We start from the raw sequence: 14,123 nt of genomic DNA, 5'->3' as shown, positions 1-14,123 counted from the left end.
GATACAACCTATGACGTTTGTTGTTGCCGTACTGGTGGCGGTATCGGTCGCGGGCGGGGTCTACTGGTGGCACACGTCGGACGCACCTGACACGCCTGTGGCTTCGCAGCCGCAGGCAGCCAAGGGGGCATTCATCGGCAGTGCGGGCGGCGAACCGTCGACGACGGGCGCGCCGGCACCCGAGCTGGCCGACACACAGGCGCCGGACGGGCTCCAGGTGGATGCGCGCGGCCACCTCATCGTCGAAGCCGCCAATCGCGCGGTGTTGGACTACTTCCTCGACGTGCCCGCGTCGCTGCCCGAAGCCCAGCGGGTGTCGATGGCGGAGGCGCATCTGCGCGCCAAGCTGATCACGCCGGCGCTGGCGGAGGCGCAATCGCTGCTCCAGCGCTACCTGGCCTATCGCAAGGCGGCGGCTCAAAGCGGCGCCACCAGCCGCAACAAGCCGAGCCTCGAACAGGTCCAGCAGCGCCCGGAGTTAATCGCCACGCTCCGCCAGCAGTTGAGCGACCGCTCCGCGCTGCGCCGCCAATACCTGGGCGCAGACGTCGCCCAAGCCTGGTACGGCGATGACGACGCAATGGACGCCGCCGCCATCGACCGCGTCGCCGTAATGGCCGACCCGTCGCTCACGCAGGAACAGCGCGCGGCCAGGATCGCCGCCATCGATGCCAGCCTGCCGGCCTCGGTCCAACAGGCGCGCCGCGACGCCTCCGCCCCGCTCAAGCTCGCCGCCGACATGGAAACCTGGACAAAGCAGGGCATGAGCGAAGCCGAGATGCGCCAGCGCCTGTCGGCCCGGGGGGTGGACAACTTGGTAGCCGACCGCCTGATCCAGGGCAACCGCGAGGAAGCCGACTGGCGCAACCGCTACGACGCCTACACCCGTGAACGCGATCGCATCAACGCCTTTGCCGGCCTGTCGGACGCCGATCGAGCCGCGCAAATCGCACAACTGCGCCAACAGACCTTCACCGCCTCGCATGAGCTGTTGCGCGCACAGGCGCTTGATGGCCTGGCCCAGCGTAGATAGCGTCCCGGGGCGCGGAGCGCCGGGCACGGTAAAATCCCGGGATTGCCGAATCACGCACTCCCATGAGCCAAGACAACGCCACCGCCCCGACGTCCAACTTCCTGCGCCAGATCATTGACGCCGACCTCGCGCAAGGCACCTACGCCGATCGCAAGGACGCCACTGGCCAGCCGATTCCGCCGGTGGTCACGCGCTTTCCGCCGGAACCCAACGGTTACCTGCACATCGGTCACGCCAAGAGCATCTGGGTGAACTTCGGCATGGCCCGCGATTACAACGGCCGCTGCCACCTGCGCTTCGACGACACGAACCCCGTCAAGGAAGACACCGAATACGTCGATTCCATCATCGACGCCGTGCACTGGCTCGGCTATTCGTGGAGCGATGCCGGCGGCGAACACCTCTACTACGCCAGCGACTACTTCGAGCAGCTCTACGGCTTTGCCGAGGTGCTTATCCAGCGCGGCGTGGCCTACGTCGACAGCCAGAGCGCCGAGCAGATCGCCGCCAACCGGGGCGATTTCACCCGCCCGGGCACACTGTCGCCGTTCCGTGACCGCTCGGTGGACGAAAACCTGGCGCTGTTCCGCGACATGCGCGCCGGCAAGTACAAGGACGGCGAGCACGTGCTGCGCGCCAAGATCGACATGGCCGCGCCGAACATCGTGATGCGCGACCCGGTGCTGTACCGCATCCGCCATGCGCATCACCACCGCACCGGCGACGCGTGGTGCATCTACCCGATGTACGACTTCACGCATTGCATTTCCGATGCGCTGGAGAACATCACGCATTCGCTCTGCACGCTGGAGTTCGAGAACAACCGCCCGCTGTATGACTGGGTGCTCGACCACCTGCGTGATGCCGGCGTGCTGGCCGCCCCGCTGCCGCATCAATACGAATTCGCGCGCCTGCACCTGACCTACGCCATCACCAGCAAGCGCAAGCTGCTGCAACTGGTGACGGAAAAGCGCGTCGACGGCTGGGACGACCCGCGCATGCCGACGCTCGTTGGCATCCGCCGCCGTGGCTACACGCCCGAATCGATCCAGCTGTTCTGCGAACGCGTGGGTGTGTCGAAGGCCGACAGCTGGATCGACATGAGCATCCTGGAAGGCGCCGTGCGTGACGACCTCGACGCGCGTGCGCCGCGCTCGGTGGCCGTGCTGGACCCGGTCAAGCTGGTGCTCGACAACGTGCCGGCCGATTTCAACGAGCCGTGCTCCGCACCCGTGCACCCGAAGCAACCCGAACTCGGCCGCCGCGAATTCCCGCTCACGCGTGAGCTGTGGATCGAGCGCGAGGACTTTACCGAGACGCCTCCCAAGGGCTACTTCCGCCTGTTCCCGGGCAACAAGGTGCGCCTGCGCTACGGCTATGTGATCGAATGCACCGGCTGCGACAAGGATGCCGACGGCAACATCACCGCCGTGCACGCCAACATCATTCCGGACACGAAGAGTGGCACGCCGGGTGCTGACAGCGTGAAGGTGAAGGGCAACATCCACTGGGTGAGCGCCGCACATGCGCTGGAAGCTGAAGTGCGCCTGTACGACCGCCTGTTCAGCGACCCGCAGCCGGATTCGGGCGACAAGAACTTCCTGGATGCGCTCAACCCGAACTCCAAGAAGATCGTCAAGGCCTTCCTGGAGCCGACGCTGGCTACGGCCAAGGCGGAAGACCGCTTCCAGTTCGAGCGCCATGGCTACTTCGTGGCAGACCGCATCGACTCGCAGCCGGGCAAGCCCGTGTTCAACCGCGTGGTCGGCCTGAAGGACAGTTGGGGCAAGTAAGCACAGGCCCATGCGCGCCATGGGCCTCTGATATCGGAGGCATCATGCGTGCATGGATTCTATTGCTGGCGGGGTTGTTCACCTCTCCCGCCTTCGCCGCGTCATTTGCGCCAGACCTGGCGCACACATCGGTCTACTTCGGCGCATCGCATTTTGATCGGAGCACGATGCGCGGCCGCTTCGACAAGATCGACGGCGCCATCAACTTCGACGAAGCCACCAGCCAGGGCGGCTTTGATTTCACCGTCGATGCCGACTCCATCAACACGCGCCTGCGCGTGCTGGATGGCGTGCTGAAATCGGAGCAGTTTCTCGACGCCGCGCAGTTTCCGGTCATCCGCCTGCGCAGCGACCGCTTTGTCGTGGAAGGCGGCAAGCTTGCCGCCATCGAAGCCCAGCTGACGCTGCACGGTGTGACGCAGCCTGTGCGGCTAGAGGTGCGCCGCTTCAGTTGCGGCGACGAAAAAATGCCCGGCAGCACGCGTCACGTCTGCGGCGGCGATTTTCACCTCGCCATTGCCCGAAGCGCCTTCGGCATGACGCGTTTCCTGCCCGACGTGGGCGACCGCGTCGACCTCGACATCAGCGTGGAAGCCACGCCCCAATAAACCTCGCAATCCATCCATGCCCAATATCGACTTCGCCCTGACCACCGAATACATCGAGCTTCACAAGCTGCTCAAGCTCACCGGCGTGGTCGACAGCGGCGGCGCCGGCAAGGCTGTTGTCGCCGACGGAGCGGTCACGGTCGACGGCCAGCCGGAACTGCGCAAGACGGCCAAGATTCGAGCGGGCCAGGTTGTCATGCTCGGGGATGTGCGCATTGCCGTGCAGGGTACCGACTAGCGCCTCAGGTGTTTGAAAACGCACCTTGTGCTACGGTGCGGCACCCTCACCACCATCCACATTCAGGAGACTGACCATGCCGATCGCCCTCTGGTGCGTTCTGGTGGCAGCGGTGTTGCCGATCGTGTGCGTCGGCATCGCCAAAGCCAAAGGCCCGCGGTACGACAACCGCAACCCGCGCGGGTGGCTTGCACAGCAGACCGGCGTAGCGGCCCGTGCCGCCGCCGCACAGCAGAATCACTTTGAAGCGTTTCCGCTCTTTGCGGTGGCCGTGCTGGTGGCCATCCTGGGCGGCGGCGTCATCGACCGCATCAACCTGCTGGCCATCGCATTTATCGTGGTGCGCGTGCTGTACACGGTGTGCTATCTCGCCAACTGGGCACCGCTGCATTCGCTGATGTGGTTTGCGGGCTTTGCCTTGTGCGTTGCGCTGTTCGTGCAACCGGCCTTTGCGCACTGAACATCCGCTCCGCCAGGAAGAAACGGCGCCCAGGTGGCGCCGTTTTCTTTGGGCAATGCAGATTACGTCGAAGCATCCGGTGGCACCGACGGCGCGCGGAACAACCGCCAAGCCATCCCGCCCAGCACCGCTACCGCGGCCAACAGCGCGCCCCACAGCACCCACTGGCGCTGGCGGCCACCGGGTGGCTCGGCTGTCAGCGCGTCGGCAGGCGAATCGCTCATCGCGCCAAGCTGTGCCTGGGCGATGGCGGGCGACGCACCCGCCAGCAGATCCGCGCGTGCGACCGGGTTGCCGCGCGCCACTTCCGCCACCGCCAGCATGAACGGCACGTTACCGCGCGCCGCATACGTGACCGTGGCCGGCCGCCAGCCGATCGCCAGTTGCGGCGCACCAGCGCCCAGGCCACCGCCGCGCGTGTCGACCTGCAAACGCCAGTAGCGCTCACCCGTGGCGGGCACCGTGATGGCCGCGCTCTCCTGCTCGCCCTTCCCGTCGGCCCCAGCCAGCCGGAACAGGCGGGCAGATGTGACCGGCCGCCAGGGCGCCTGGGCATCGGCCCGCGCATAGAACGTTGCCTGTGCGACGGTGTTGGCTTGCGGCAGACGGATCTTCACACGCTCGACCGGGAACACGCCGCCGGTATCGAACTGGTAATCGCCTGCGGCGGGCGTTTGCACCGGCGCCAGACCCGGGCGCCACTGAATGGCGCTATCCGCCAGTGCCACCGGCACACCGGCAGCCAGCTCTGCACGCACGGCATCCGGCACAGGCGGTTTGCCTTGCCACGTCAGGCGCAGATATTTCGCACGCAGCCCGGTGAACTCGATGCGATCCTGCACCAGCGTGCTGCCCTGATTGGACAGGCGGAACAGCGTGGCCTGGGCAACCGGGCTCCAGTGCTGCAAGTCATCGCTGGCCTGCACGCTCACACCGCTCTGAAATTCGGCGGCCGGCAGCGCGACGATCAGCGCCGTCACCGTGTCACGAAGCTGGCTGAGGTCGACCACCCACGCGCGGACAGACGCCTGCGACAGCTGCGCGCCCGTTGCGCGCAGCACACCGTCGGTACCGAGCACGACACCCGCGGCGCCCGGCTTCTGCGCATCGTCGATGGGCGTGGCAAACCAGTGCACGTCGTGCAGCGTTCGGGCCTGCGGCGCCGGATCGCGCGGGATGTCGATGGTGAACGGCACGGGCTCGCCGTCGCCGTTGAGGATGCGCAGATCGGCCAGGCTGGCCTCGTGCGCATGAGCGTAGACGTCTTCGCTGAGCGTGACGGCGTAGTACGGGGCGCCGGGCGTGCCGGTCAGCGCAAAGCGTTCGGCCCAGGCCGGCGCAGACAACAGCGACGCCGCAGCCATCGCAAGAGCAACCTTCTTCACAGAACCTCCCCGGTTTCAGCTCCGGCGCTGGTTTTGGGCTTCGGCGGCAACGGCGACAGATAGCCGATCAACAACAGCAGCACGCCAATCCCGATAAACGACACGATGCGCTCCACACCCGTGACGCGTGACAGGTCGAACAGGAACAGCTTGACCACCGTCACGCCCAGCAGCGCTCCGCCGGTGAACCACAGCGCGCGGCTGGCGCGCCGCGTGGCAAACACCATCACCGCCAACGCCAGCACCGTCCAGAACATCGACAGCGACGCCTGCACCAGCATCGAGGCCCCCAGATCGTCCAGCGTGTACGGAATATGCGTCCAGTGGTGCAGCGTGCGCAGCAGCACCGCGTTGGCCCAGATGAACAGCGTCGCGCCGATGGCGTGGCCGATGACCATCGGCTCAGGCACGAGCTTGCGCAGCGCCACGCGGCGCATCCACAGCGCGATGGCAAGGAAAACCAGCAGTTGCGCCACGTCCAGCGGGTTGAGAATCGGCAGGTAGAACAGCGGCGCGGCATTGCCGTCGCTGGCGGCGCTCGCCAGGCTCCATAGCCACAGCAGGGCAGCCAGCGGCGCGGCACCCCACAGCAGGTAGGCGCGCTCGAACCGGGCGATCGGCCAGCGAATGCGCCATCCGGCGCCCGCCAGCAGGGCCAGCAACGCGCCATAGGCATAAGCCCAGGCGGCAAAACTCCAGGTGCCCTCGGGCACGTAGGCATCGAGGCGCCAGTAGCCTTCCGTCGCCAGTACGCCGCAGATCAGCCAGAACAGCACGGTATGCAGCGGCGCGAGGATGCGGTCTTTCACGTCGCGTTCCTGGCGGCGCAGCAGCGCGAAGGTCAGCACCACAGCGGCAATCCACACCAGCCCGCCCCACCCGGCCAGCGGAGAGGGCACCCAGTGTTCGATCGCAGCCAGCGAAATCAGCGCCAGCACCGGCGACAACGCCAGCGCAGGCCACTCGGCCAGTGCCCAATCGAGCTTGCGGCGCAGGCCGTGTGCAGCCCACGCCGTCAGCACGGCAAAGGCGGCATACAGCGGAATGTCCGGCCGGTCGACGGTCTTGCTGGCGATGCGCCAGGCCCAGCGATCAATCTCGTTGCTGCCGCTGCCGAGCCACCACAGCAAGCCCCACACCGACGCGACAATCCCGAGCACCGGCGCCGCCTTCAGCCACGCACGCACCTCCGCCTTGCCATGCAGACGCCAGCCGCTGAAGACGCCCGCCAGCGCAATCAATACCCCGCCGATATAGCGGCTGTTGAGCACGGCCCAGCCGCTCTGCGGCGCCCAATCGAACACGGCATCCACGGCGAAGGCGGCGCCCGCCGCAAGTTGCAGGAGCACGCCTGCCGCCAACGCCAGCCGCCGCTGCTGGCGCACGCCCAGCCACACCACAGCGGCCCCTTCCAGCGCCCACACCGCACTGGTCGTGCGCCCATCGAAAGCCAGCGGGATCGCCAGCGTGATGAAGATCACGCCCAGCGCGAACATCGCCTCGTACAGCAGGCCAAGGCTGGCACGCCTCGGCACCAGCCAGCCCGCAATCCCCAGATAGAACGCGGCCAGCGCGGTGGCGCTCCACGCCATCGCAAACGGAATGTGGTGCACCAGCCCAGTCTGCAAACCCATTGCCACCAGCGGCGTGCCGAACACCAGCGTGCCGTCAACGTAGTTGGTGAGGCTGACATGGCGGCGCAGCGCGGTCAGCAGCGCAATGCCCACATACATCAGGAAGAAGAGGATCAGGAACGGCTCGGTGCTCGCCAGCAACGATGGCTGATAGCGCAGCACGCCCCACGCCGTGGCAATGCCGAACGTAAAGACAAAGCCGAGCAGATTCAGCGCCCGCCACGCCCGGAACCACGCAATGGCGAAGATGCCTGCGTTGAGCAGTGCGTAATAGCTGAACAGCGCCACGTGGCTGCCCTGTCCAGTCGAGATCAGAATCGGCGCCAGGAATCCGCCCGCGCTGCCGGTAAAGGCCAGCGCCGGCGCGTTCTGCTTGACGGCCAGCCCAGCGGCCAGCGCGCAGATGAGCACCAGCAGCGGAAACGCCATCCCAGGACTGAGCAACGGCACCACGCGCGTCGCAGCAAACACCGTCAGATAAAGCACGCCGACCCCGCCGCCCTGCAGCACGAGCGCATAGCCCGGACGCTTTTCGCGCAGGCGCCAACCGATGCCGAGCAGCACGATCGCCCCGACCGCCACACCCGCCAGCCGGAACTCAACCGGCAGCAGGCTATTGTCCGCCGCGTACTTGAGCAGGAACGCCACGCCGAAAAACAGGACCAGAATGCCGACCCGCACCACGCTGTTGCCGCCCAGCAGCCAGTCGCGGGCAGCGCCCACGGCGCGCTCGACCCAATCGGGCTCGTGCGGTGCCAAGACGGGCACGGGCTGAGGAACAGGTTGAGGCGTCGGCTGCGTAACCGCCACCTGCGGCGCCGGCACAGGCGCGGCAAGTGCCTCCACCGCTGGCAACGCCTCTGTCGCGGTCGGCGGCGATTCAACGGCAGAAGCCTCCATATCGGCAGGCGCTGCAAACGTTCCACCCCTGATTTCAGCCAGTTGCCGACGCAGGAGCGAAACCTCATGCTCAAGCCGCGCCACACGCTCCTGCAGCGTCGCGGGCGGCGGCGACACGGCTGCCTGCGCGGCCGCATGGCCCGGCACCGCGCCGGTTGCGCCCGGGCCGTCGGGCGGATTGGCCCACTGCGCGCTGGCCCGCTTGTCCATGTACAAAATCAGCGAGGCCAGTCCCAGACCGATCAACGCCCCAAAGAACGCCCCGACGACGCCCCCCGACAGGCCTCCGAGCAGCAGCCCCACGATTCCGAATATCCAACGCATCGTTCTGATTGTCCTGGTTTGGATAGGAAAACCATGCGCCGACTGGCGCACGCACCGCTCGTATACCGCAAACGGCTGCCGTTGGGAATGCGCCCCGGCAATGCCTTCAGCTTCATCGGCCCGTGCGACAATGCGCGCTTTGCCAAAAACGGCCCATTTGCCGACCACCCGCATGGCCCTGAAATCCACGATCTACAAGGTCGATCTGCAGATCGCCGACATGGATCGCCACTACTACGCCAACCACGCGCTAACCGTCGCCCGCCACCCGAGCGAGAACGACGAACGCATGATGGTGCGCGTGCTTGCCTTCGCCCGCCACGCCAGCGAAACGCTCGCCTTCACACGCGGTCTGTCGGAGCCCGACGAGCCCGAACTCTGGCAGCGCGACCTGACCGACGCCATCGAGCTGTGGATCGACCTGGGCAACCCCGACGACACGCGCATCCGCAAGGCCAGCAACCGCGCAGAGCAGGTCGCCGTCTACACATATAGTGGCAACGCCAGCCGCGTGTGGTGGCAGCAGACCGAGACCAAGGTCACGCGCTTTGCCAACGTATCGGTGTATGAAGTCGCGGCGGACACCGTGGCCGCGCTGGCCGCCATGGTGGAACGCACCATGCGTCTGCAGGTCACCATCCAGGACGGCGACATCTGGGTCGCCAACGACGCGGACAACGTCCACGTCCAGCTCGAAACCCTCAAGGCCGCAACCGCTGCCTGAGCCTGTTCCCTTATCACCCACGTCACTCCACGAGGCTCATCATGACCATCGAAACCACCGCAAGCGGCCTGCAATACGAAGATGTCGTCGTCGGCGACGGCGCGCAAGCCACGGCTGGCCAGTACGTCACCGTGCACTACACCGGCTGGCTCTACGAAAACGGCCAGGCCGGCAAGAAGTTCGATTCCAGCAAAGACCGTAACGACCCCTTCGCCTTCCACCTGGGCGGCGGCATGGTCATCAAGGGCTGGGACGAAGGCGTGCAAGGCATGAAGGTCGGCGGCACGCGCAAGCTGATCATCCCGGCAGCCCTGGGCTACGGCGCACGCGGCGCGGGCGGCGTGATCCCCCCGAACGCAACGTTGCTTTTTGAAGTCGACCTGCTGGAAGTCTGATCCTGCGCTAGAATCCGCCCCGGCTTGCGATGCGTCACCCGGCGCGTCGTAGCCGCCTCCCCAGGCGGGGTGGCAGAGTGGTCAATGCTGCGGCTTGCAAAGCCGTATAAGACGGTTCAATTCCGATCCCCCGCCTCCAGTTTTCCGGCTGCCCCATGTTTCACCGTTGCGGCCGCGCCATAGTCAAACCTCCCCAAAGCCTCGCAACGCTCTGTTTCCGGGCCATCGGCCGTCCGCTTGCGTGACCACTCGTAACGATTGCTCTATGCTTGCGACATGGCCGTCACCCGAGAGGATCTCGAACAGAACCGGTTGCGCGCCGCCCTGGGTGATTCGCCCGTCGCGTCGTCGTTGCTGACCGAGGCTGCGCTGGAAGCGTCGCTTGCATCGACGCTCGCGCGGTTGTCGGCTGCGCACGGCGACTGCCAGGACGCCTGGGTGTTCGGCTACGGCTCGCTCATCTGGAACCCGATGATCTTCCACACCGAGGCCGCCCGCGCCACGGTGCACGGTTATCACCGCGGCTTCTACCTCTATTCCCGCATCAACCGCGGCACCTGGGACAACCCGGGGCTCGTACTCGGGCTGGACCGCGGCGGCAGCTGCCGGGGCGTGGCGTTCCGCGTACCGCGCGACCATGCCGAGCGCGAATTCCGCGTGCTCTGGCGCCGCGAAATGCTGACTGGCGCGTACCTGCCCCGCTGGCTGCCCACCGAGATCAACGGCCGACGCGTCCTGGCGCTGGCCTTTGTCATGAACCGCGCGCACGAAGCCTATGCCGGCCGCCTGCCGGACGAGCGCGTGGTCGGCTGCCTGCGCGAGGCGGTCGGGCTGTACGGCCCGGCACGCGAATACCTGCAGCGCACGCTGATCGGCCTGGCCAGCAATGGGCTGCACGATCCGTATCTGGACCGCCTGTGGTCGCGCCTGCAGGCCACGGACGCGGCAAACTCTCCCTCCGCCACGACCGACGCAGCGGACGCCACGGACACTGCGCCGCTGCCCGATCCCTATCTTAGCGCCTGAACCCGCCCGCCATGCTCATCGCTCCGCATCCCGCGCTCAACCAGCTCATCGGCGTCATGCTGGGGATGGCGCTGGCGGTGGGCGACATGGCCAACGCGTGGCAGGAGCAGCATCTGCCCATCCTGCATGTGGCGGCCAGCGCCGGCGCGAAAGTCGCACCCGGTGCGACCCACGCCGCGGACACCCGCCCCGTGCGCCGCAGCGACCCGGCCACGCGTGACCGCGACCTGATCCTTGCCGCACAAGCCGGCAACACGATGGCGATCCAGTCGTTGCTGGCCGAAGGCGCCAGCCTCAAGGCGCGCGATGCTGATGGCCGCACGGCGCTCATCGCCGCCGTCATGGCGCACATGGGCGCCGCGGCCCGCCTGCTCATCCAGGCCGGGGCCGACGTCAACCTGCAGGACAACACGCAGAACAGCGCCTTTCTGCTCGCTGCCAGCCAGGGCGATGCGGAAACGGTGCGCCTGGCGCTGTCGCACGGCGCCAACCTGCGCGCCACCAACGCTGATGGCGACACCGCGCTCATCCCGGCCGCGCGCCGCGGCTACGTCGAAGTCGTCAACGAACTCGTGAAGGCCGGCGTACCGCCCGATGCCACCAACAACCTGGGCCTGACCGCGCTGATCGAAGCCGTGGCCCTGGGCGATGGCAGCGACAAATACGAGAAGACCGTGCAACTCCTGCTCGACGGCGGCGCCGACCCGAACCTGGCCGACCGCGGCGGCATCACGCCGATGCGGCATGCGCGTCAGCGTGGTTTCCACGGCATCGGCGCGCTGCTCTTCAAGGCGCGCGGACATTGAAAAAGGGGCCACTCCGGCCCCTTTCTCTTGATGCGCTCCTTACGCGGCGGCCGGTTTCTCGGCCGCTTCATTCCTTGCGTTTTCCTGCTCCTGCAGCGTGCGCCACATCACCTTGCCCGTGCCGGACTTGGGCAGCGCATCCACAAACTCGACCACGCGCGGGTACTTGTAGGCCGCCATGTTGTCGCGCGCCCAGTTGATGATGTCGTCTTCGGTGGTCTTGCCCTTGGCGTGGGCCTTGAGTACCACCACCGCCTTGACCGACTCGCCGCGATACGCGTCGCGCGTGCCGATGATGCAGGCCTCCTGTACGTCGGGATGCTTGTACAGCAGGCTTTCCACCTCGGCCGGCCACACCTTGAAGCCCGACGCGTTGATCATGCGTTTCAGCCGGTCGGTGAGGAAGAAGTAGCCGTCTTCGTCCATCCGGCCAAGGTCGCCGGTGCGGAAGAAGCGCTTGCCTTCGAACTCGATGAAGACTTCCGCGCTGGCCTGCGGCTTGCCCCAGTAGCCGAGGAAGACTTGCGGGCCGCTGACGATGATTTCCCCGACCTCACCGATCGGCAACTCCTGCAGCGTCTGCGGATCGACGATGCGCGCGTCGGTGTTGAACACCGGAATGCCCAGGCACTGCTGCTTGGCCCGATCGGCCGGATTGCTGTGCGTGGGCGCGATCGTTTCCGACAGGCCGTAGCCTTCCTGGTACGCGAGGTTGAAATCCTTCAGCAGCCGCTCAGCCACGGCTTGTGGCATCGCCGCGCCGCCGCCGCCGATGTAGGCGAGGCTCGACAGGTCGAACTCCGCCAACTGCGGACTCGCCAGGAAATCGATCACCATGGTCGGGATGTTCGTCCAATGCGTGATCTTGTAGCGCGAGATCAGCCGCCCCGCCACCTCGCGATCCCAGCGCGGCAGCATCACGACCGTGGAGCCCATGTAGATCGGCGCGTTCATGCCGTACTGCATTCCGGTCACGTGGAACAGCGGGATGATCGACAGGCTCACGCCTTCCTTCGTCCCATTCGACCACATCGAGCCACCGACGATGTTGTGCATCACCGTGCGGTGCGGGTGCATACAGCCCTTGGGGAAGCCCGTGGTGCCTGACGTGTACGGCATCACGGCCAGGTCGTCCGGCCCGGCGGTGTGCGGGCCCGGCGTGAGGCGCTGCGCGAGAGCGTCGTTCCATGCAACCGCGCCGGGCTGCGCCGGATGCTGCGCGGTGATCCACGCAGGCGGGGCGTCTTCGGGATATTCGTACTGGGCCGGCAGCGCATCGGCGTAGGACGTGACCAGCAGGTGCCGGGTGCGTTGCGCTTCCGGCAGCTCGGCGTTGGCCGTGGTCACGTTGACGGCCAGATCTGCGCTGCAGATGACCGTGGCAGCGCCTGCATCGGTGATGTAGTGCTTGAACTCTTCGGGCCGGTTCATCGGGTTGACCGGCACGACCACCGCGTCGGCACGCAGGATGCCGTAGTACGCGGCCATGAACTGCGGACAGTTCTGCATATACAGCAGCACGCGGTCGCCCTTCTGCACACCCGCCACCTGCTGCAGCCAGCCGGCCACGGCGACCGCATCGTCGTGCAGTTCTCGGAACGTGGTGTGGCGACCGTAGAAGATGATCGCGTCCTTGTCCGGATAGCGTCGCGCCGACACTTCCAGGTTGTACCAAAGGCTCGTTTGCGGCGAGCTGATGTTGTGCGGCAAACGTCGGGGCCAGAACTGGAAGTGCGGTCGTGTCATGCCATGTCTCCGTAAATCTGTGTGTTGTTTTTACCCGATGGTATCCGAACGATCGTTCTATTTTCAACCGTTGCTCTGACATACGTTATTGCGGCGGACAGACTGGCTGAAAACGGCTCGCCCCACCCGCAAGTAAAATGCACGATACCTCTCGCCGGCCCGTGTGCCGGCGCCATTGCCCCTCAGGAGAATCCCGCCGATGAGCGACATCACCTCGCAGAATTTCGCGCAGGAAGTGATCGAAACCTCTCGCCAAATACCGGTGCTGGTCGATTTCTGGGCGCCATGGTGCGGCCCGTGCCGCACGTTGGGCCCGATGCTGGAAAAGCTGGAGGCCGAATATGCCGGCAAATGGAAGCTCGCCAAGATCAACTCCGACGAAAACCCCGAGCTTTCCGCCCAGTTCCACGTCCGCAGCATCCCGTACGTGGTGGCGTTCGTGGATGGCAAGCCGGTCGACCAGTTCGTCGGCGTCTTGCCCGAAGCACAATTGCGCGCGTTCCTCGACCGCGTGATTCCGCAGCCCGCAGAAGTCGCCTATCGCGAAGGACTGGCAGCGAGCCAGGCCGGCGAAACCGCCCACGCGCGCGAAGCGTTCCAGAACGCGCTGGCCTTCGACCCGGGCTTCGATGCCGCCCGCTTTGCGCTGGTGAACCTGCTGCTCGACAGCGGCGACGTGCATGCCGCGCAAGACGAATTCGCATTGCTCTCGCCCAAGGCGCCGCAGGATGAGCGCTATGCCCCGCTGGAAACGCGCCTGAGGGCCACCGAACGGGCCGATACGCTACCCGATGCCGGCGCCCTTCGCACGGTCGTGGAAGCGCAACCGGACAACCTGCAGGCACGGCTCGACCTGGCACAGCAGTACATCGCGGCACAAGACTACGAAGCCGCCCTGGAGCAATTGCTCGCCATCGTCGAGCGGGATCGCGCCTTCCGTGACGACATTGCGCGCAAGACGATGGTCTCGGTATTCGACATGATGCGCGACGCGCCGCAGGCGGTATCGCATTGGCGCAGGCAGCTGGCGTCCAAACTGAATTGAGGAGCC

The 14,123-nt window shown here is 66.3% G+C and carries 13 protein-coding genes and 1 tRNA gene; 11 read left to right on the top strand and 3 right to left on the bottom strand.

Annotation, left to right across the window (positions count from 1 at the left end; translation table 11 throughout):
• Positions 1 to 10: 10 nt before the first annotated feature.
• The 5 genes from CFE42_RS12435 to CFE42_RS12415 all read left to right on the top strand — a co-directional run bounded on the left by CFE42_RS12435 (position 11) and on the right by CFE42_RS12415 (position 4,132).
• Positions 11 to 1,033: a lipase secretion chaperone gene (locus CFE42_RS12435; protein ID WP_238563736.1), complete on the top strand. Its 1,023-nt coding sequence runs from the start codon at positions 11 to 13 to the stop codon at positions 1,031 to 1,033.
• A gap of 62 nt (positions 1,034 to 1,095) precedes the next feature.
• Positions 1,096 to 2,826, top strand: a complete 1,731-nt coding sequence (locus CFE42_RS12430; RefSeq protein ID WP_004629407.1) for a glutamine--tRNA ligase/YqeY domain fusion protein — start codon at positions 1,096 to 1,098, stop codon at positions 2,824 to 2,826.
• 44 nt (positions 2,827 to 2,870) lie between these two features.
• Positions 2,871 to 3,434, top strand: a complete 564-nt coding sequence (locus CFE42_RS12425; RefSeq protein ID WP_004629410.1) for a YceI family protein — start codon at positions 2,871 to 2,873, stop codon at positions 3,432 to 3,434.
• Between the two features lie 16 nt (positions 3,435 to 3,450).
• Positions 3,451 to 3,672: an RNA-binding S4 domain-containing protein gene (locus tag CFE42_RS12420; protein ID WP_004629413.1), complete on the top strand. Its 222-nt coding sequence runs from the start codon at positions 3,451 to 3,453 to the stop codon at positions 3,670 to 3,672.
• Positions 3,673 to 3,748: 76 nt separating this feature from the next.
• Positions 3,749 to 4,132, top strand: coding sequence for an MAPEG family protein (locus tag CFE42_RS12415; protein WP_004629415.1), 384 nt, complete (start codon positions 3,749 to 3,751; stop codon positions 4,130 to 4,132).
• 62 nt (positions 4,133 to 4,194) lie between these two features.
• Here the strand turns inward: CFE42_RS12415 and CFE42_RS12410 are convergent, their stop codons facing one another.
• Positions 4,195 to 5,517 (bottom strand): DUF3999 domain-containing protein, encoded by a 1,323-nt coding sequence (locus CFE42_RS12410; protein ID WP_004629418.1) that lies wholly within the window; start codon positions 5,515 to 5,517, stop codon positions 4,195 to 4,197.
• Positions 5,514 to 8,375: a DUF2339 domain-containing protein gene (locus tag CFE42_RS12405; protein WP_004629419.1), complete on the bottom strand. Its 2,862-nt coding sequence runs from the start codon at positions 8,373 to 8,375 to the stop codon at positions 5,514 to 5,516. Before CFE42_RS12405 ends, CFE42_RS12410 begins: the two co-directional genes overlap by 4 nt.
• Positions 8,376 to 8,547: 172 nt before the next feature.
• Between CFE42_RS12405 and CFE42_RS12400 the strand changes: the two genes are divergently transcribed.
• The 5 genes from CFE42_RS12400 (at position 8,548) to CFE42_RS12380 (ending at position 11,326) form a co-directional block, all read left to right on the top strand.
• Positions 8,548 to 9,099: a YaeQ family protein gene (locus CFE42_RS12400; protein WP_037043908.1), complete on the top strand. Its 552-nt coding sequence runs from the start codon at positions 8,548 to 8,550 to the stop codon at positions 9,097 to 9,099.
• A gap of 41 nt (positions 9,100 to 9,140) precedes the next feature.
• Complete coding sequence (locus CFE42_RS12395; RefSeq protein WP_004629425.1) at positions 9,141 to 9,494, top strand: FKBP-type peptidyl-prolyl cis-trans isomerase; 354 nt, start codon at positions 9,141 to 9,143, stop codon at positions 9,492 to 9,494.
• Between the two features lie 63 nt (positions 9,495 to 9,557).
• A tRNA-Cys gene (locus CFE42_RS12390) sits at positions 9,558 to 9,633 on the top strand.
• A gap of 137 nt (positions 9,634 to 9,770) precedes the next feature.
• Entirely contained in the window at positions 9,771 to 10,520 is a 750-nt protein-coding gene (locus CFE42_RS12385) for a gamma-glutamylcyclotransferase (RefSeq protein WP_004629428.1), read from the top strand.
• A gap of 11 nt (positions 10,521 to 10,531) precedes the next feature.
• Positions 10,532 to 11,326, top strand: a complete 795-nt coding sequence (locus tag CFE42_RS12380) for an ankyrin repeat domain-containing protein (RefSeq protein ID WP_004629430.1) — start codon at positions 10,532 to 10,534, stop codon at positions 11,324 to 11,326.
• A gap of 39 nt (positions 11,327 to 11,365) precedes the next feature.
• Here the strand turns inward: CFE42_RS12380 and CFE42_RS12375 are convergent, their stop codons facing one another.
• The gene (locus tag CFE42_RS12375; protein ID WP_004629431.1) at positions 11,366 to 13,072 is read right to left on the bottom strand and encodes a long-chain fatty acid--CoA ligase; all 1,707 of its coding nucleotides are present in this window, start codon (positions 13,070 to 13,072) and stop codon (positions 11,366 to 11,368) included.
• A 199-nt stretch (positions 13,073 to 13,271) separates the two neighbouring features.
• On the opposite strand from CFE42_RS12375, the gene trxA reads away from it, so the two are divergent.
• Entirely contained in the window at positions 13,272 to 14,117 is an 846-nt protein-coding gene (gene trxA / locus CFE42_RS12370) for a thioredoxin (protein ID WP_004629433.1), read from the top strand.
• Positions 14,118 to 14,123: the final 6 nt, after the last annotated feature.

Source organism: Ralstonia sp. PBBBR1 (assembly GCF_002256165.1).
GTDB classification, from domain to species: Bacteria; Pseudomonadota; Gammaproteobacteria; order Burkholderiales; family Burkholderiaceae; genus Ralstonia; species Ralstonia thomasii.
This window is presented reverse-complemented; position numbering and strand designations above follow the sequence as displayed.